We start from the raw sequence: 16,346 nt of genomic DNA on the forward strand, positions 1-16,346 counted from the left end.
ATGGGTACCGGAAAACGTTTAGTGCAGTATGCACTTGATTATAAAAAGTTATTAATTACAGGATTGTTTCTTCTCGCAATAGCGGTTGCGGCGGATTTGATGGGACCGATGATTGCAAAACGGATCATTGATGACCATATTGCAACGTCGATTGACAAATCAATTAATTTTACACCAATCGCTAAGCTGTTAGCCGTATTTTTCGGGCTTGCGGTAGTGACAGCGATTCTAAGGTATTTTCAATATTTATTGTTACAAAAGGCGGCAAACAGAATCATTCAGAAATTGCGGAATGAATTGTACGCGCATATTCAAACATTGCCAATCCGCTATTTTGATAATTTGCCTGCTGGAAAGGTTGTTGCGCGGATTACGAATGATACAGAAGCGATCCGAAATTTATACGTTACGGTCGTGTCGCAATTTGCGATTAGCGGCATGTATATGCTTGGGATTTTCATCGCATTGTTCTTTTTAGATCCAAAGATGGGAGCCATTACGCTTTTCGTCTTGCCTGTCCTTTACGTTTGGATGAAGTTGTATAGAAGGTTCGCCTCTAAAGTGAATCACATCATCCGAAGCAAAAACAGTGAAATGAATGCGATGATCAATGAATCCATCAATGGAATGACGATCATCCAGGCATTCCGCCGTGAAAAACAGATGGACGGGGAATTCAATGCGATAAACGACGAGCATTATACGTATCAAAGCAAGCTTTTGAAAGTTGAAGCTGCGACTTCACATAACCTCGTCGATATTATCCGTTCATTGGCGTTTGTTTTCTTGATTTGGTATTTTGGTGGGGCTTCGTTAACCGCGGAGAGCGTCGTTTCAGTCGGTATGCTTTACGCATTCGTCGACTATATTACAAGGTTGTTCAACCCGATTACGGGGTCGTCAACCAGTTCGCGCGACTTGAGCATTCACTTGTAGCAGCTGAACGTGTCTTCGGATTGATGGACCGTCCTGGGGAGGCGGTCAGTGATGTGAAAATCGCACGTTACCGTGGGAATGTCCGATTTGAAGACGTGTGGTTCGCTTACAAGGATAAAGAATACGTGTTGAAAGATATTTCATTTGAAGCGAAGCAAGGGGAAACGGTGGCGCTTGTCGGCCATACGGGCTGGGGAAGAGTTCAATTATGAACTTGTTGTTCCGTTTTTATGATGTATCGAAAGGGAAAATCACAATTGACGACATGAATATTGGGAAATGTCACGTCAGACAATCCGTGATCATATGGGAATCGTCTTACAGGATCCGTATTTATTCAGCGGAACTGTCGAGTCGAATATTAGCCTCGGTGATACAAGGATTACACGGGAGAAAGTTCAAAATGCGCTTGATGCAGTCGGCGGAGACCGGGTGTTGAAGCATTTACCAGGTGGGATTGATGAGCCAGTCGTAGAGAAGGGGAGCACGCTTTCTTCCGGGCAGCGGCAATTGATTTCATTCGCACGTGCGCTTGCTTTTGACCCCGCGATTTTGATATTGGACGAAGCAACGTCCAATATTGATACGGAAACCGAGGAAATCATCCAGCATGCGATGGATGTGTTGAAGAAAGGGCGTACCACGTTCATCATCGCGCACCGACTATCGACGATTAAGAATGCGGACCGGATATTAGTGCTGGACCGTGGGGAAATCGTCGAGCAAGGCAATCATGACGAATTGCTTGCGCTTGGTGGACAATATGCACAGATGTATAAACTGCAGGCAGGGAATGGATTGAGTGCGGGGTAAGTTTGTTGAGGGAAGGGACTTCTTAAATGGAGTCCCTTTTTTGCTGGATTCATAGGAGTCTCCTTGTAAAAAGCAGGTGTCCTCGCAAACCGTTAAAGTGTGCCCTCAACGGTGCAAGTCTCCCCGCAAATCGTTAAAGTGTGCCCGCAATGTAGGAAAGTGTCCCCGCAATTCGTTGAAGTGTGCCCTCAACGGTGCAAGTCTCCCCGCAAATCATCGAAGTCTCCCCGCAACGCGCGGGTGTCCTCGCAAATCGTTGAAGTGTGCCCGCAATGTAGGAAAGTGTCCTCGCAAACCGTTAAAGTGTGTCCTTAACGTAGGAAAGTGTCCCCGCAACGGTGTGAAGTCTGCACGCAATGGTGAGGAATGTCGATGTATAATCGAGGATTGTTGTTGTTTTTTGTCGAAGCTTTATGTGATATAATTGTGGACAAGTGAGTAATTATTTATATTGGAAAGAGGGTGAATATTGGTGAATGGAGATATCGCAAAACAAATTTTAGCTGAGCTTCAAGGTATTAAGGCGGAAATGACAGAATTCAAAGCGGAGATGGCAGAATTCAAGGCGGAAATGACAGAATTCAAAGCGGAGATGAAAGAATTCAAGGCGGAAATGACGGAATTCAAGGCGGAGATGACAGGTGAAATAAAGGGGATTAAGGATGAACTGAAACTGACGAATGAGAGATTATCCAATTTAGAGGAGAAACAGCAACTGATTTATGATCAAACGGCACATTTGACTGAATTTCGTACGGAGACAACTGAGCGTTTTGAACAGTTGGCGACTAAAAAAGACTTGGAGTTTTTTGATTTCAAAATCATTCAACATGAACGTGAGATTTTCAATCTGACGCATCAGTCTTAAAGTCATTCTTTAAAATTAAATAAAGTATTCTGTGGGAAATTTGAAGTCGACTCAACAGACTTCTTTTTTTTTTGCGTTTTTTTAGTGATTAATGTGCCTGTCAGGGGAGTTATGCTGCATTTTTGGTGTTTATGCGTATATATTGGGATTTATGCATCATTTATTGTGTTTATGCGTTTTTGGAGGGATATATGCGTTTTTCACAGTGTTTATGCGTTTATTGGCACATTTATGCATATTTCGACTACCAAAATAGCAAATCCTTCTTTCGAGGTTTGAGTAGAATGAAAATTCCGTTGCGAAATGTTTCGTAAACACGTATATTTAGAGTATCGAAGCATCTTAGAGCGGAAAGTTGGAAATGCAGATGATACGCGTCGGTGAGTGGAAACATAAATTCTTTTCTTTTAATCGAAATGTAAGACTTTTTATAATTGGAAACGCGCTTCTCCAAGTAGGGATGGGTGTTTTCATGGTCATGTACAATTTATACATACGGGAGTTAGGGATGCCGGAAACGGTGAATGGAAAGGTGATTTCCATGACTGCGATGGCATCTGCAATCATGCTTGTACCCGCAGGATTTTTAAGTGATAAATTTGGGCGGAAATGGATGATTGTTGGCGGAGCACTACTTGCGGTGACGACGTTATTCTATCGGGGAATTGCAGTTTCAGAAACTCCAATAATCACTGCTGCATTTTTAACGGGGTTATTCATGGCATTCGTCCAAGTGTCGGGAATCCCGTTTCTTGCGGAAAACTCTTCCCCTACGGAGAGAGTTAAACTTTTCAGTGTCAACTTTGCAATCATCACGATTGCGAACGTCATTGGTAGTTTATCCGGTGGAATTATTGCGGATGTGTTGGAAACCGTATTGAAGATCAGTGCGGCTGAAGCAATCCGATATGCATTGATGGTTGGAGCATCGATTTACACATTGGGATTAATCCCGTTATTCAAACTGCAAGAAAAGCCCGCGAAGAGAAAAAGGCGAAACCGCAACCAACCTCTCAGGAAGCCCCTGCATTGGATGATAGTTTCAAGCGAAATTTAATTGTCATTTTCCATTTTTCCTTTGCAAGCTTATTGATAGGCTTTGGTTCGGGTTTAGTAGTTCCCTATTTGAACTTGTATTTCGCGAATCGCTTTGACGCGACAAATTCTTATATTGGTTTTGTTCTTTCGTTAGGTTCTGCGATGACGGCAGTGGCGGCAATGATCGGCCCAGCACTTTCAAGGAAAGTCGGCAAGGTGAAGGCGTTAATTTTATTCCAAGTCCTATCAATCCCTTTCCTATTATTGACGGCATACACGACATCATTATGGTTGGCTTCGCTCGGATTCCTTCTTAGACAGGCGCTTATGAATGCGGGCAATCCGATACAAAGTGCGGTTGCGATGGAAGTTGTGTCGGATAAGTACAAAGGGCTTGCCAATTCCATGAACCAGATGGTTTTTTCCCTTGGATGGGCAATTATGGGAACGGTCGCGACAGGACTTGTCGTCACTCACGGGAATTATTGGGGATATGCATATGCATTCACGATAACTGCTGGACTTTATATCATTTCATCTACTTATTATTATTTTATTTTTGGAAGAAGGAAATTGGCAGGAGAATAAAACAAAAGCGGAGGGGTGCGTTTACAGCCACCCTCCGCTTTTCTTTATTGTCCAGCTCCGGGTGGCAGATACTCGGGTCATAAGTCAGCTCCCCTACATGGCGAAGAGCGCCATTTCGTGGATCTGCCTTACGCCTGTCGCATCTAACCGCCACCCTCCGCTATTCTTTATTCGCCTCTTTGATACTGCGTTTCCTTCCAAGCATTTTGCTCGTCTGGCACTCTGCTTTTATCCTCGAAGACGTTTTCGGTTTTCTGATTTTGGATTTTCAATTGTTCCTTTTCTTTGTACAATTGCTCAGGGGTCTTTTCGTTATCCTTCGCCATATACGTCGCCTCCTTATCGAGGGATAGTATGGTCGGAAAATTTTCCTTCATTCATACACATGGAATGTCATCAGTTCGTGAATCATTTTTTTGACCTTTTCTTCGTCAGAAGGTGTTTCACCATCCCAATTGATGGTACCGTGAGGCATGTAATCTCCGGAGTATCGTTGATTTTGATAGAAGAATGAAAATGTCCAGCCAGGTAAATTAACTCCTGCGAACATTGGTTTATAGCTGAAATGCTGTAGCATCAAATCTCTCCTTTCATAGATGCGCGCCCATCCGCATAAAGTTAAACAAAAGATACGAAAGGGTGCTGACGTGTTTGTCGATAAATTAAAACAAGCGATTGAGGATGAATACAAGGACTATTATTTCTATAAGTCGATGTATGAGAAAACCGATGATGCGCTTTGGCGGGATTTCATCCAGCATGCGTATGAGGATGAAAAAAGTCATTATGAAATGTTGCAGCAAGTCTATTATATGATGACCGGGACGTTTGTACAAAATCCAAAGAAACCGATTCCTTGTTACAATTTTAAAGAATGTGCTAAGCAGGCGCTTGTTGATGCGTTGGATTCGGTAGAGACATATAAGGAGTTGTTGTTGATGGTTCCGTTTCAGCAGGCATATAATCCAATTTTCATTGCGATGCATGATGAGATGGAGCATGCGATTCGGATGTCGACGATTTATAATTCATTGAAGTGATTGAAGACAAGAGACCATCTTTTTGATGTTCCCGTGTTTTTTTGTGTATAAAAACCGTTGATTTGCGCTGCAGGCGGACGCTTTCCAATCGAACCACGAAGAGTTCATTTGCCTTAATTTCTGCGCCTTTTGCAGAAATTAAGGCAGGGGCTAACTACTTCCCGCTCCCTCGGAGTCGCCACCTTTCGCTTCAATCAACTATAAATCCCAATTCATCACAGAATAACTGTTTAAAATATTGTGCAGCCTCTAACATTCTTGGCCCATACCAGAACATTTCGCCGTCTACGAGGATTGGTTTGGTATTGGGCATTATTGCTGTGAACTCGTTTAAATGCTTTTCTTTAAATGGGAAGGGCTCTGATGCTAAGAATACGTAATCGAGATTCGCTTTTTGGAAAACTTCTGCTGTAACGGCGGATATCTTCCGTCGGCTTCTGTAAAAGGGTTGGTGAATCCCATCTTATTAAGAAGCGAGTTGATGTATGTATCCTTCCCGACTACCATATATGGTTTCCGCCATATGACATAGGCGATGCGTTTTCCGAGCGCTTTTGGCAATGAATCGAATTCTTGCTGAATGGTGCTGACTAATTTGACAGCTGCTTCTTTCTGATCTGTCAAATCACCCATGTCTTCTATCATCTGGAAAGCTTCATCCACAGACTGCACTTCTGCTACATAGACAGGGATATGCTTCTCTAACTCTTCCACGATTTCTTTTGTATTCTCTTCTTTTTCAACGATGATTAAATCGGGTTTTACGTCTATGATTGCCTCAAGCTTAATGTCTTTTGTGCCCGCAACGGCAGGGATACGTTCAACGATTCCCTTCGGATGAATGCAAAAACGAGTCCTGCCGACGATTTTCTCTTCCAATCCAAGTGAAAGAAGCGTATCCGTAATGCCTGGACATAAAGAGACAATCCGTTTTGGCGGATAGTGATACGTGACGCTTCGACCGACCCGATCGACTACTGTTTTATTCAAAGTTGAATCACTTCCCTTCATTAAAAAACTTTCCTACTTCCTTCGCTACAGTTTCAGGAGATTTTAAGGATAACGGCTCGCCCTGTAAAAAGTTGAACACGTTCATATCGCTCGTTTCAAGCATCCCGATTGTCATGCGTGGAACGAGACGGAAATGGACTTGTTCTGCAGCGTGCTTTTTCACGGGGATATGCATGACTGCATTAAAGCTTTCCACTCCCTGTTCTTTGAAATAAAGGAAGAAACGAAGCATGCTTTTTGCAAGATCCTCGTAATTCCCACTACCAAGTTCATCGAAAGAAGCGGCCTCGAAAATCCCGATGAAATCATAATGACTTTTCGGAGCATAGGCATGTAGCCAACTAATCGAGCCAACGTGCCCAATCCAACGTTCTCCAAGATTACGTTCTTCAGAGACAAGGGAAGTTAAGTAATTTTCTCCCTCTTTTCATAGAAGGAATGGCTATTCGTCGTGATGGCCGACTGATAATTCGTCGGCTGTTCCGACGCCAACACTTGGATATGCGGATGCAAAATACTTCCTCCTGAAGGCGGCAAGTAGTTCCAATTGATGGAGACATATTCTGTTTGATTGTCAAACTCCAATACCTTTTCAATATACTGATGGGCGGCTTTAAATGAATCCGCAATGAGTTCCTCCGTAAATTCTTCAGGCTTCACATAATGTTGATTGGACATTCTGACGACCGCATTATGCTTGCTGTACGGAAATAGATTCGGGAATACAATCGCTTCCCTGGCGATAAACCGCCCACCTTCGACCAATTCATCGGGAAAACGTGGAGTGATTTTCGAGACGTTTTCGGCACAGAAAGGGCATTTAACTCCTTCCGTCTCTTTCGCAAGCTGAGAATAATCCTTCGGGATGAACGGTGCACCTGGGTCGAAAATAATCCGTGAAGTTTCCCCAGTCAATGGGTCGAAACGAATTTCTGTCTTTCGGTCAATCAACTTCTCGTCTTGCATCGGGTCATGGAATGTAAAGAACTCCTCATGTTTTCGAAATGAAATTGGCATGGTCTTGCTCCCCCTCAAAATAGTCTTTCTCTCATTCTATCGTTAACTTACAGAAAAGTCAGCCGGATGAGTCGCTACATTTTGTTCAACTATGGTAAAATAGATTATAGAATAATTTGTCTACTTAAAGAATACGAGATAGGGGAAAAGTGAATATGTTTAAATCAGCGACACTATACACGAATAATGTAAAAGCGTTAAGACGGTTTTACGGCAATGTGCTGGAATTGGATATTACAGAATCTGCACCAGAACAGTTCACAGTCAGGATCGGGGAATCCCTTCTGACGTTCAAACATACAGACCAACCTGCATTCTACCACTTTGCAATCAATATTCCTGGTAACCAATTTTCGATGATGAAGTATTGGATAACAGACCGCGTCACATTGAATCGGAAGAGAGGGGCGGGATGAAGTGTACTTCCCAAGCTTCGATGCGGATTCAATGTATTTCGAAGATCCTACGGGGAATATCGTTGAATTGATAGGTAGGCGAAAACGCGACTTATTCGGTGACCTGACAAAAGAGTCATTCCTTAATATTAGTGAAATTAGCATCACAACCCCCCATGTCGTTGAGGTGGGTGAACAGTTGCAAGACCTTGGGATTCCATTACGAAGTGGAACGGAAGTAGACCCTCATGAACTGAATTTCCTTGGTCGGGGTGACAAATTGATTGTACTTGTCCCACCAGGGCGCAAATGGTATTTTTCAAAAAAAACCGCAGTAACATTCCCGCTTGAAATGACATGGAATGATGTAGTTATCAAATTGGATAGTGAAGGTAAATTGGAGTTATAGAATGGTAGGGGTAAGAGGAGGGGAGTAGTAATGGAAGAAGAATATATGAATGAGAAGAAAAAGTTGGACGAGAAAAAATTAATGATGAGAGAAGCGGGCTTTGTAGTATTAGTGATCATACTTTTTCTTCAATACTTTAAATTTGCCGCTTACTTGGAGAATCAATTTTTTTTAACAGTCCATTTAAGGGCCTTCTTATCTTGATTTTGGGGATTCCTTTATGTTACTTAGCGGCAAAATATTTGGTTAAGGTGATTAAGAAAATAATATAAAGGATTGAGTTAAGTGTGTGGTGAACAAGAAGACCGTAGTAATAACGGTTGGAATAATCAGGGGGAGATTTAATGTTTCCTACATTAGAGACAGATAGGTTAATATTACGAGAATTAACAAATGAGGATGCAGAAGGTATTTTTGCTTGTTTTTCAAACGACGATGTAACACGTTTTTACGGACAAGAAACATTAAAAAGTATTGAAGAAGCTAAAAAAATCGTGGATTTCTTTTCGAAAAGCTATATTGAAAAAAGAGGTATACGTTGGGGAATTGAGCGAAAAGAAACCAAAGGTATAATTGGGACAATTGGCTTTAACAATTGGTTGTCAAAACATAAACGAGCTGAAATTGGTTACGAAATTCACCCGCATCAATGGAGAAAGGGATATACCTCAGAAGCTGTTTCTGAAGTTCTTTCTTATGGCTTTGATGCTATGGGTTTAACTCGCATAGGTGCAGTCGTATTTATTGAAAATGAAGCCTCGAATAAATTACTAAAAAAAGTAGGTTTTCAAAAAGAGGGAGTTTTAAGAAATTATATGTACCAAGATGGAAAATCATATGATACAAATGTTTATTCCCTTATAAAAGAATAGTATTAAACAATCGGGCGCAAACGGCATAGTGACGGTGCCAGTTTTGCATATCGTGCTTGGTGTTAGGTTCTTGTTGAATTTTGAGTTATTTGAGAACCTAACATTATAGTGCAACTTTAGTGGAAAGGGGTTTATAGGTGATAAAAGAACGTAATCGTTTATATTTCATCGATAATATAAAAATAGCTTTAATTATGCTCGTAGTAGCCCACCACGCAGGACAAGCCTATGGACCTGGCGGTTGGTGGTACTATTTGGATGATGAATCTATTAACTGGTTGGGCAAATTCTTCTCTGTTAATGCAGCATTTTTTATGAGTATGTTTTTCTTATTATCCGCCTACTTTCTCCCGCCATCAATCGCGAGGAAAGGACCGAAACTGTTTTTAAAAGAACGGTTTATAAGAATTGGTATTCCATTACTATTAGGGTTTCTTGTAATGATTCCTATTCTAATGTATTTATATTACATTAATTTCAGAGATTATGGACCCATTTCATTTTTTTCTTACTATCTAAACATTTTTTTTGGACTTGGTAATCAACCTGCGAATTGGACTGGACCATCATGGCCAGATATGCAATTTGGCCATTTATGGTTTTTGCAGCATTTACTTGTGTATGCGGTTGTGTATTCAGTATGGACGATCTTTACATCTAAGAAATCCACACATATATCGGATGGGGAAATTAAGGTTTCTCAGATCTTGACTCTATGGTTGTCGTTAGTTTAGCGACTTTCATTACAAGGATATGGTTTCCTATTGATCATTGGACAGCTTTCTTAGGATTTATTCAAACTGAATTTGCACATGTACCACAGTATGCGAGCTTCTTTTTTTTAGGCATAATGGCTTATCGTCGTAAATGGTTTTTAACGTTGAGTGCAAAAGCGGGATATATGTGGCTTGCTATTGGTCTATTACTAGTTGCCCTTTTGTATTTTGGAGGGAATTCAGTCTATCCTTTTCTTTTAAAAGGTGGACCATACTTCGGTTCGTTGACCCGATCATTTATCGAGACGTTATTGTGTATTTCGCTTGTAATCGGTCTACTAATTTTATTTAGAGAAAAAATTAACGGCACTAGTCGTTGGTCAAGGACGTTATCAAACAATGTATTTGTTGTTTATTTCATCCATGTCCCAGTAGTAGTCTTCCTTCAATATTCGTTGAATGACCTACCACTCCCGGTATGGACGAAATTTCTTATAACGACATTTTTAGGGATCATTCTAAGTTTCTTGATAAGTCATTTTGTATGGCGAAAGATTCCATACCTTAAAAATATGATGTAAAAGGAAAAAGCCGGCATAATGCTGGCTTTGCTTGGTACCAGGTTCCGGTTGGATTTTTCATAAACGTTTCTATAACTAAATGTATTAAGGAAATTAGATTTTCTTATTCCATAATCGAACAGTAAGCCTATGAGGGCTTGGTCAAGAATAATTGGAAAAAAGGTTTGGTGTTAAACATGTTTTTTGTTCAAATGTCCGGCTTTCCTGGCTGGGAAAGTCCACACTATCCCGACAAATTGCTAAGAGAACCGGTGCGGTCATAATAGACCATGACATTGTAAAATCTGCTTTATTAAATTCAATAGACGATAGTTCAATTGATGCAAAATTCGCTGGTAAGATATCTTATAATATTGATTGGTCTTTAATTGAATTTTATTTATCTCAAGGACAGAATGTAGTATTTGATAGTCCCTGCTTTTATCAAGAAATGGTTGATAAAGGGTTGGAATTGTCTAAAAAGTATAATGTGAAATACAAATACGTTGAGTGCTACCTTAACGATTTCGATGAGGTTAATAATAGATTAAAAAACCGAGTAAGAATGGTAAGTCAAATAAGTGGGATAAATTCTGAAGAGGATTTTATATACACTTTAGAAAATAGCAAAAAACCTACAGGATGTAAGTGCCTAATAGTAGATACTGGCAAACCCTTAGAGAGCTATATTGATAAGGTAATAAATTACATAAATGAAGCGAAATAGACATTGTTCAGCTAAATGGCTTGATTGCCGATCTAAAGCGTTCAAAAAAAAAGCACAGTGCCGAGCAATCGTAAAGGGGGAAATATGGGGATTTTAAAGGGGAAAATAGCAATTGTAACTGGAGCAAGTCGTTCCCAGGGTATTGGCTCTGCAATTTGTTTGAGGCTTGCAGAAGCGGGCGCCGATATTTTTTTTACACATTGGAGCAATTATGATGAAAACGAAGGTGTTGGAGTAGATGAAGGTTATCCAACAGTTTTAAGTAACCAGATAAAAAACATGGGAGTACGTTGCCATCATATGGAGATTGATTTGTCTAAGTTAGATGCACCAACAAACATTTTGAATCGTACTGAAGAAACTCTTGGCGTTGCAAGTGTGTTAGTAAATAATGCAACCTATGAAAAGTTAGTTGACTTCCGTACCTTAACCGCGGAAGTGCTTGATAGACATTATCAAATAAACAACAGTGGACCCATTTTGCTGAGCACAGAATTTGCTAAAAGGTTTGAAAAAGCCTTCCCAGGAAAAAGTGGTGGAAGAATCATTAACCTGGTCTCAAAAGGACCAGATCCCAACAATTTAGCCTATATTGCTTCGAAAGGTATGATCATTGCACTTACTGAACCACTATCAGTTGGACTTGCTCCTATTGGTATTACTGTAAATTCAGTTGACCCAGGACCGACTGATTCGGGTTGGATGGATAAATCAACAAAAGCGTCTTTATCACAACTTTTTCCTACAGGAAATGTTGGAACGCCGGATGATGCTGCAAGGTTAGTAAAATTTTTAGCGAGTGATGAATCTGCATGGATTACTGGTCAAGTTATCAAATCCGAAGGTGGATTTTTAGGCAGATAGAATACGGCAAACGGACGAATAGGCTTTCCTTTTGGAGCTTTGAATCGTCTTGAAATAAAATAAGCGCACCTTACACCGGCCCTCAGGGTTCGTGTGAGGTGTATTTTTGTTGAACATAACAAAATAGTCGGTGTGAAGAGTATGAAATGAATAGTTTGCTGAATAGTCCCTTCGTTGAAACAAAATGTTGTTTCACTCCGTCTAACTCTTATAAAGCTAAGAAGGAGAGGATAGGTTTGAAGAAATTAAGTATAATGGTGAGCATTCTTTTCTTGGCTGCTTGTTCAGCGGAAACAATAACGGATGAAAGAGCAAAACCAGAAGCGAACGTCGTGAAAGTTTCCGAGAAAGCAGTTCAACCTGTAGAGGCAGAAGAACAGGAGTATATCAAAATTTCAAAAGATAATGCTCCAAAACTTTGGAGTGATGCTGATGTTCAACTATGGAAGTATGTGATGGACTTCTCCCTTTCTGAAGAATTGGGTTATAAGCAAGAAATTACAAATTGGAGAAAAGTAGAGGATGAATTTGATAAATCGCTCTCATCACCTAATCAAACTTGGGAAAATCCAGGAAAACTATTGTTAGCATTCATGACTGATGTAGAAGTTAGCAATTACTTAGGTCAAGAAATTTGGGAGGTCAATACACGAATCGAATTTCTGGATGAGAATAATGCATTAGGCTATATCATGAGTTATGGCTTTTTTGATGATTCAACTGCTGGCTATGATACCAAATTAAAGATGAAAAAAGAGAATGGATATTGGTATATAGAATCTGCTGAAGAACGAGACCATTGTTCAAGGGGTATCGGTGAAAAAAGTGGGTTTTGTCTATAAATTCCACTAAGTTCAATATGGGGATGTGTGAAATGGAAAGGAAGTATAGTAAGTACTCCGTAATTTTAGTTGTCGTTGGGATCTTTGTTGCGTATATGATTTTTCCGCCTTTCAATATAACATTTGGAAAGTGGTCTATGGTAGCCATACCGATTGGTTTTGCCATCTACTTAACAGGTGTAATACTTGGGATAAACGCCTTTTTAAAGAAGGAACAGGGGTTTCTAAAATATATCTCAATAATTTCTATTGCATTGGGCGTTTTATATGTTTTATTCCTTTTTACTATATTTGGAGGCGAAATTTAGATTGGGAGAAAGGGGAACTCACGATTAAAAAACAATCCATAGTACTTGTAACGATTTTTGTCCTTATTGTTTCAGGTTGTGGCTCACCCCATCAGACAAACAATAATAGACTTTAAAGTTGTCGATTAGTGGGATTAATTGTACTCCCTGGTGGCCTAACAAAAAACACCATTTCTCGAATAAGAGATTGGCGTTTATTGGTAACAGGTTGATTGATGGAGCAAAAGCCTATGTTTGTGGAAAAAGGTTTAAAATAATTAATTCCACTTCTTTCCAATTTTATGACTCAGTAAAAATAACGGTATAAAGATGATCATAACAGCTATTGCACCAAGGATCGAATTCAAGGATAACATATCCGTGTTATAGAAACGGTAGAAGAATAAACTATAATAAGGAATGATCAATAATAGTGATGTCAAGAGTCCTGGAGTGTAGCACCGTAAGTACAAAGCCTGTAATGGGTGGGTGAAGATGTTTAAAGCAAAAAATAAGTTTACCCCCAAAAACAAATAATAATGTTGTGTCACTACAGCTATCAATATCAATATAGATGCAAAAATAGAAAACACGAAAACTATGACAGCAAACTGTACAGACGTAATATCGTTATAGTGATTAAGTTCTTTTTGCATAGACGAAGGAATTTTATCACGAACACGAGGATATGTTTTTTTGATCCATTTTTCAACCATAATAATTTCTTCCAAGTTATGAAGCATAAATATGATTAAGAAAGATATAATCCATACATTAATATCCACTCTTTCTCCCCCATTTTAGGGCTAAATTATGTCAATTGCGATAGACATATACCCCTTCCACTTTTGCTCCCTGCCCCTTCTTAATGATTTTTCACTTTTTTTGTCCGTATTTATTCCAATAAACTATCTCGATTATATTAGATTATGAATATTCGGTGATTAAATTCTGGTGCAAACGAATACGCGGAAAGCGTCAGTATCAAAGAGGAAATTTTTATTAGTTACAAAGGGATTGAATAGAAAAACTACATGTAAAGATTGATTTTTTAATGCTAAGTGGTGATAAACCTCGTCTAAGCGGTGATAACCGTCCTTTAAGTGGTGATAAACATGCTCTAAGTGGTGATAAAGTGTGCTTAAGCGGTGATAACCATTTTCCTGATTGAAAATCGGGCAACTTTTATTGGGTTTATACTTTTAATGGAGGAAGTATATGAAAAAACTCACTTTAGTAACATCGATTATTTTATTTGGGTTACTCGTTGTATTTCTTGGTTTCATTTACATTAGTAATCCTATTGTTATGAACGGAAGTTATTCAACTTATGAAGATATGAGCGGAGAAAAAGATATTGTAATTCATTTTTACAACGAAGGAATTAGTAGGGTACTGTTGAAAGAAGTATTAATAAATAAACGAGTTAACAGTAAGGTGGAATTAGGGGTAAGCTATGACACTTTGCAAATTGTTCAAAGTGGGACGGATAACAACCTAATCGTGTTTGGTGAATTAGATAAAGAATACGTAGATCCCAAGATAACGAGCGAAGAAATATTAGGTATTATCAATAAAAAAGAAATGACCCCTATACACTATGGTATTAGAATTAAGGACTATGAAGAACCAATTGAATCCATCACTATTAAGTACAAGTATTTAGGATTCCCTGTTACCAAAGAGATAAAATTAAATATAGGACAATGAAAAACGCTCACGGAGAGCGTTTTATATCAGTATGCCAACTCCACTTGTAGATCCATTTCAATTTTACTCATACTAAAGAACGTGTTCAGTCTTTTTGTAATGGATTCAACCAATTCCTCTGCCATTTCATTGGGAATCGGCTTTTGATAAATCATCGTTAATCCGATAAAATAATCCTCAATCGGATTAAAAGCCGTCCCCTCTCCGCCTTCCCCTTTGCTGATGACTACTATGTAACCAGCGAAAGCTAACGTGTTCAGAATACCCGTATGTAGAATGTCTTTCTCCCGCTCACTCAATCCTGAACGGTCTTGAATCTTAATGTGAATGCCTTGTTTCAATTCTCCAACTCCCTTTTGTTCAACTCTTCGTAAGTTTACAATAGTTGATACTTAAAGTACATAATTTTACCAATTTTTCATCAGTTGGTGATTATTCTGCCATAGAATCAGATGCAAAAATAGTAGAAGTGGAGGCAGCCGTTTTTACATTATGAATTCATGAAACTAATCACTCTTTAACGTATGAATATTAAGGTGATTTTTGGAAGGATATTTGTTCTACAGCTACAATTATAAAGGGGAATACAGGGATTTTAAGCACATTTGTAATTTTGGATGAAATAAAAGTACAAGAAGAATATTATGAACCTGAATTGCAAGTGATTTCTAATTTAGTTTTACAATTAAATAAAAGAAAAACACAAAAAGGGCAGTGGAGGTGTTGGAGGGAATGGAGTTCAAGCTTGGTGGCGGTGCTATTGTACTACCTTCACTACACACTACGATTATAGCAATTATAATTATTATTTTATTAATAAGATGGAGTAAACAGCTAAAAACACGCCGTTTTACTATTTTCTTTTACTTTTTGATTAGCACGTACATCGCTCCTATTTATTCTCAAAATACAAAAGATGGTGTTTTTGAGTTGTGGCTTCCTGTAGGATTTATTTTTATTATGGCTTATCTGTATGGCAGCAAAAAATATCATCCATCAAAAATAAAAGCAAGTATTTTAGGACTTTGCATAGCAATATATCAGTTGATACTTCAATATTTTTGGTAATGAAACACTACAAAGGAAAACACCAATTCAAGGGGGAGTGTTAAAATGAAGAAGTATATAATTTTAGCGGTTTTTTTATCCGCTATAGTTTTAAGTGGCTGTAATAAAACGAATAAGGAATTATCTGGAGATGTTCCCCCAGAAGTCATTATAGAGATTGACGGTGAAACATATGTAACGATACTGGGCTCATATTGTTGGGGTCCGGATTCTAGTGGAACGGCAATATGTGCTGATACTGCTGGCCCAGTAGAACTGCTTGAAGATAAAGAACCAATACAAGTACAAGTTGGCGAGAAAGTTACAGTGATAATGGATTACAAACCAAAGCCTAACGAAATTCATCTTTCACAGATAATGAATGATAAGAGAACGGAAATTGAGTTGAATAATAATCAATTTATGGCTCCAGACGAAAAAGGTACTTATTTTTATGCTTATAGTGTCTGGTGGATGGATGAAGAAGATGAGAATTTATCTCACGGTGATGCATTCTATGCGTTCGTATTGGAAGTTAAATAATCAGCAGTTGCAAAGGAGGAGAGGAAGATTAATTTAGAGTTGGTAAATAGTTCAGTTAACATT

Annotated in this window: 23 protein-coding genes and 2 pseudogenes; 18 read left to right on the forward strand and 7 right to left on the reverse strand. The window is 39.0% G+C overall.

Going from position 1 to position 16,346, the window contains the following annotated elements:
- From QNH10_RS07585 to QNH10_RS07600, 4 genes and pseudogenes are all read left to right on the forward strand, one after another.
- Positions 1 to 1,749, forward strand: a pseudogene (locus QNH10_RS07585) (ABC transporter ATP-binding protein).
- A gap of 469 nt (positions 1,750 to 2,218) precedes the next feature.
- Positions 2,219 to 2,617 carry a hypothetical protein gene (locus QNH10_RS07590; protein ID WP_283734101.1) on the forward strand — a complete coding sequence of 133 codons (399 nt, stop codon included), beginning with the start codon at positions 2,219 to 2,221 and terminating at the stop codon, positions 2,615 to 2,617.
- A gap of 361 nt (positions 2,618 to 2,978) precedes the next feature.
- A complete protein-coding gene (locus tag QNH10_RS07595) occupies positions 2,979 to 3,674 on the forward strand; it encodes an MFS transporter (RefSeq protein WP_283734102.1) in 696 nt (231 codons plus the stop codon).
- Entirely contained in the window at positions 3,647 to 4,243 is a 597-nt protein-coding gene (locus QNH10_RS07600) for an MFS transporter (protein ID WP_283734103.1), read from the forward strand. The genes QNH10_RS07595 and QNH10_RS07600 overlap by 28 nt, the downstream gene beginning before the upstream one ends.
- Positions 4,244 to 4,410: 167 nt before the next feature.
- Here the strand turns inward: QNH10_RS07600 and QNH10_RS07605 are convergent, their stop codons facing one another.
- Entirely contained in the window at positions 4,411 to 4,569 is a 159-nt protein-coding gene (locus QNH10_RS07605; RefSeq protein ID WP_283734104.1) for a hypothetical protein, read from the reverse strand.
- Between the two features lie 47 nt (positions 4,570 to 4,616).
- Positions 4,617 to 4,820, reverse strand: a complete 204-nt coding sequence (locus QNH10_RS07610) for a YheE family protein (protein ID WP_283734105.1) — start codon at positions 4,818 to 4,820, stop codon at positions 4,617 to 4,619.
- A gap of 70 nt (positions 4,821 to 4,890) precedes the next feature.
- Between QNH10_RS07610 and QNH10_RS07615 the strand changes: the two genes are divergently transcribed.
- A complete protein-coding gene (locus tag QNH10_RS07615) occupies positions 4,891 to 5,283 on the forward strand; it encodes a ferritin-like domain-containing protein (RefSeq protein WP_283734106.1) in 393 nt (130 codons plus the stop codon).
- A gap of 366 nt (positions 5,284 to 5,649) precedes the next feature.
- On the opposite strand, the gene QNH10_RS07620 is transcribed toward QNH10_RS07615, so the two are convergent.
- The 3 genes from QNH10_RS07620 to QNH10_RS07630 form a co-directional block, all read right to left on the reverse strand.
- The gene (locus tag QNH10_RS07620; RefSeq protein ID WP_283734107.1) at positions 5,650 to 6,294 is read right to left on the reverse strand and encodes an ABC transporter substrate-binding protein; all 645 of its coding nucleotides are present in this window, start codon (positions 6,292 to 6,294) and stop codon (positions 5,650 to 5,652) included.
- Positions 6,281 to 6,526 (reverse strand): hypothetical protein, encoded by a 246-nt coding sequence (locus QNH10_RS07625; RefSeq protein ID WP_283734108.1) that lies wholly within the window; start codon positions 6,524 to 6,526, stop codon positions 6,281 to 6,283. Before QNH10_RS07625 ends, QNH10_RS07620 begins: the two co-directional genes overlap by 14 nt.
- A gap of 173 nt (positions 6,527 to 6,699) precedes the next feature.
- Entirely contained in the window at positions 6,700 to 7,311 is a 612-nt protein-coding gene (locus QNH10_RS07630; protein WP_283734109.1) for a hypothetical protein, read from the reverse strand.
- Between the two features lie 155 nt (positions 7,312 to 7,466).
- Between QNH10_RS07630 and QNH10_RS07635 the strand changes: the two genes are divergently transcribed.
- From QNH10_RS07635 to QNH10_RS07680, 10 genes and pseudogenes are all read left to right on the forward strand, one after another.
- Entirely contained in the window at positions 7,467 to 7,727 is a 261-nt protein-coding gene (locus QNH10_RS07635) for a VOC family protein (protein WP_283734110.1), read from the forward strand.
- 1 nt (position 7,728) lies between these two features.
- Positions 7,729 to 8,115 (forward strand): hypothetical protein, encoded by a 387-nt coding sequence (locus QNH10_RS07640; RefSeq protein WP_283734111.1) that lies wholly within the window; start codon positions 7,729 to 7,731, stop codon positions 8,113 to 8,115.
- A 30-nt stretch (positions 8,116 to 8,145) separates the two neighbouring features.
- Positions 8,146 to 8,319 (forward strand): hypothetical protein, encoded by a 174-nt coding sequence (locus QNH10_RS07645; RefSeq protein ID WP_283734112.1) that lies wholly within the window; start codon positions 8,146 to 8,148, stop codon positions 8,317 to 8,319.
- A 140-nt stretch (positions 8,320 to 8,459) separates the two neighbouring features.
- Complete coding sequence (locus QNH10_RS07650) at positions 8,460 to 8,987, forward strand: GNAT family N-acetyltransferase (RefSeq protein WP_283734113.1); 528 nt, start codon at positions 8,460 to 8,462, stop codon at positions 8,985 to 8,987.
- Positions 8,988 to 9,124: 137 nt separating this feature from the next.
- On the forward strand, positions 9,125 to 9,721 hold the full coding sequence (locus tag QNH10_RS07655; RefSeq protein WP_283734114.1) for an acyltransferase family protein: 597 nt from the start codon (positions 9,125 to 9,127) through the stop codon (positions 9,719 to 9,721).
- Positions 9,703 to 10,284, forward strand: coding sequence for an acyltransferase family protein (locus QNH10_RS07660; protein ID WP_283734115.1), 582 nt, complete (start codon positions 9,703 to 9,705; stop codon positions 10,282 to 10,284). Before QNH10_RS07655 ends, QNH10_RS07660 begins: the two co-directional genes overlap by 19 nt.
- Positions 10,285 to 10,460: 176 nt before the next feature.
- Positions 10,461 to 10,990, forward strand: a pseudogene (locus QNH10_RS07665) (P-loop nucleotide/nucleoside kinase family protein).
- A gap of 84 nt (positions 10,991 to 11,074) precedes the next feature.
- The gene (locus tag QNH10_RS07670; RefSeq protein WP_283734116.1) at positions 11,075 to 11,854 is read left to right on the forward strand and encodes an SDR family oxidoreductase; all 780 of its coding nucleotides are present in this window, start codon (positions 11,075 to 11,077) and stop codon (positions 11,852 to 11,854) included.
- Between the two features lie 236 nt (positions 11,855 to 12,090).
- Positions 12,091 to 12,696: a hypothetical protein gene (locus QNH10_RS07675; protein WP_283734117.1), complete on the forward strand. Its 606-nt coding sequence runs from the start codon at positions 12,091 to 12,093 to the stop codon at positions 12,694 to 12,696.
- A 32-nt stretch (positions 12,697 to 12,728) separates the two neighbouring features.
- Positions 12,729 to 13,004 (forward strand): hypothetical protein, encoded by a 276-nt coding sequence (locus QNH10_RS07680; protein WP_283734118.1) that lies wholly within the window; start codon positions 12,729 to 12,731, stop codon positions 13,002 to 13,004.
- A gap of 257 nt (positions 13,005 to 13,261) precedes the next feature.
- On the opposite strand, the gene QNH10_RS07685 is transcribed toward QNH10_RS07680, so the two are convergent.
- Positions 13,262 to 13,768: an HXXEE domain-containing protein gene (locus tag QNH10_RS07685; RefSeq protein ID WP_283734119.1), complete on the reverse strand. Its 507-nt coding sequence runs from the start codon at positions 13,766 to 13,768 to the stop codon at positions 13,262 to 13,264.
- 433 nt (positions 13,769 to 14,201) lie between these two features.
- On the opposite strand from QNH10_RS07685, the gene QNH10_RS07690 reads away from it, so the two are divergent.
- Positions 14,202 to 14,693 carry a hypothetical protein gene (locus QNH10_RS07690; RefSeq protein ID WP_283734120.1) on the forward strand — a complete coding sequence of 164 codons (492 nt, stop codon included), beginning with the start codon at positions 14,202 to 14,204 and terminating at the stop codon, positions 14,691 to 14,693.
- Between the two features lie 26 nt (positions 14,694 to 14,719).
- On the opposite strand, the gene QNH10_RS07695 is transcribed toward QNH10_RS07690, so the two are convergent.
- Positions 14,720 to 15,034, reverse strand: coding sequence for a hypothetical protein (locus QNH10_RS07695; RefSeq protein ID WP_283734121.1), 315 nt, complete (start codon positions 15,032 to 15,034; stop codon positions 14,720 to 14,722).
- A gap of 391 nt (positions 15,035 to 15,425) precedes the next feature.
- Here QNH10_RS07695 and QNH10_RS07700 point away from each other — a divergent pair, with 391 nt between their 5' ends.
- Together QNH10_RS07700 and QNH10_RS07705 are read left to right on the forward strand one after the other, a co-directional pair.
- Positions 15,426 to 15,761, forward strand: coding sequence for a hypothetical protein (locus QNH10_RS07700; RefSeq protein WP_283734122.1), 336 nt, complete (start codon positions 15,426 to 15,428; stop codon positions 15,759 to 15,761).
- Positions 15,762 to 15,806: 45 nt separating this feature from the next.
- Entirely contained in the window at positions 15,807 to 16,283 is a 477-nt protein-coding gene (locus QNH10_RS07705; protein ID WP_283734123.1) for a hypothetical protein, read from the forward strand.
- The last annotated feature ends 63 nt before the right edge of the window (positions 16,284 to 16,346 follow it).

Source organism: Sporosarcina thermotolerans (genome assembly GCF_030067815.1).
Taxonomy (GTDB): Bacteria; Bacillota; Bacilli; order Bacillales_A; family Planococcaceae; genus Sporosarcina; species Sporosarcina thermotolerans.

Excerpts from the sequence above, each read along its gene's own strand:
- QNH10_RS07595 (WP_283734102.1), top strand. The coding sequence starts at position 2,979 with ATGCAGATGATACGCGTCGGTGAGTGGAAACATAAATTCTTTTCTTTT.
- QNH10_RS07605 (WP_283734104.1), bottom strand. The coding sequence starts at position 4,569 with ATGGCGAAGGATAACGAAAAGACCCCTGAGCAATTGTACAAAGAAAAG.
- QNH10_RS07610 (WP_283734105.1), bottom strand. The coding sequence starts at position 4,820 with ATGCTACAGCATTTCAGCTATAAACCAATGTTCGCAGGAGTTAATTTA.
- QNH10_RS07620 (WP_283734107.1), bottom strand. The coding sequence starts at position 6,294 with ATGAAGGGAAGTGATTCAACTTTGAATAAAACAGTAGTCGATCGGGTC.
- QNH10_RS07625 (WP_283734108.1), bottom strand. The coding sequence starts at position 6,526 with ATGCTTCGTTTCTTCCTTTATTTCAAAGAACAGGGAGTGGAAAGCTTT.
- QNH10_RS07630 (WP_283734109.1), bottom strand. The coding sequence starts at position 7,311 with ATGCCAATTTCATTTCGAAAACATGAGGAGTTCTTTACATTCCATGAC.
- QNH10_RS07635 (WP_283734110.1), top strand. The coding sequence starts at position 7,467 with ATGTTTAAATCAGCGACACTATACACGAATAATGTAAAAGCGTTAAGA.
- QNH10_RS07645 (WP_283734112.1), top strand. The coding sequence starts at position 8,146 with ATGGAAGAAGAATATATGAATGAGAAGAAAAAGTTGGACGAGAAAAAA.
- QNH10_RS07650 (WP_283734113.1), top strand. The coding sequence starts at position 8,460 with ATGTTTCCTACATTAGAGACAGATAGGTTAATATTACGAGAATTAACA.
- QNH10_RS07660 (WP_283734115.1), top strand. The coding sequence starts at position 9,703 with ATGGTTGTCGTTAGTTTAGCGACTTTCATTACAAGGATATGGTTTCCT.
- QNH10_RS07670 (WP_283734116.1), top strand. The coding sequence starts at position 11,075 with ATGGGGATTTTAAAGGGGAAAATAGCAATTGTAACTGGAGCAAGTCGT.
- QNH10_RS07680 (WP_283734118.1), top strand. The coding sequence starts at position 12,729 with ATGGAAAGGAAGTATAGTAAGTACTCCGTAATTTTAGTTGTCGTTGGG.
- QNH10_RS07690 (WP_283734120.1), top strand. The coding sequence starts at position 14,202 with ATGAAAAAACTCACTTTAGTAACATCGATTATTTTATTTGGGTTACTC.
- QNH10_RS07700 (WP_283734122.1), top strand. The coding sequence starts at position 15,426 with ATGGAGTTCAAGCTTGGTGGCGGTGCTATTGTACTACCTTCACTACAC.
- QNH10_RS07705 (WP_283734123.1), top strand. The coding sequence starts at position 15,807 with ATGAAGAAGTATATAATTTTAGCGGTTTTTTTATCCGCTATAGTTTTA.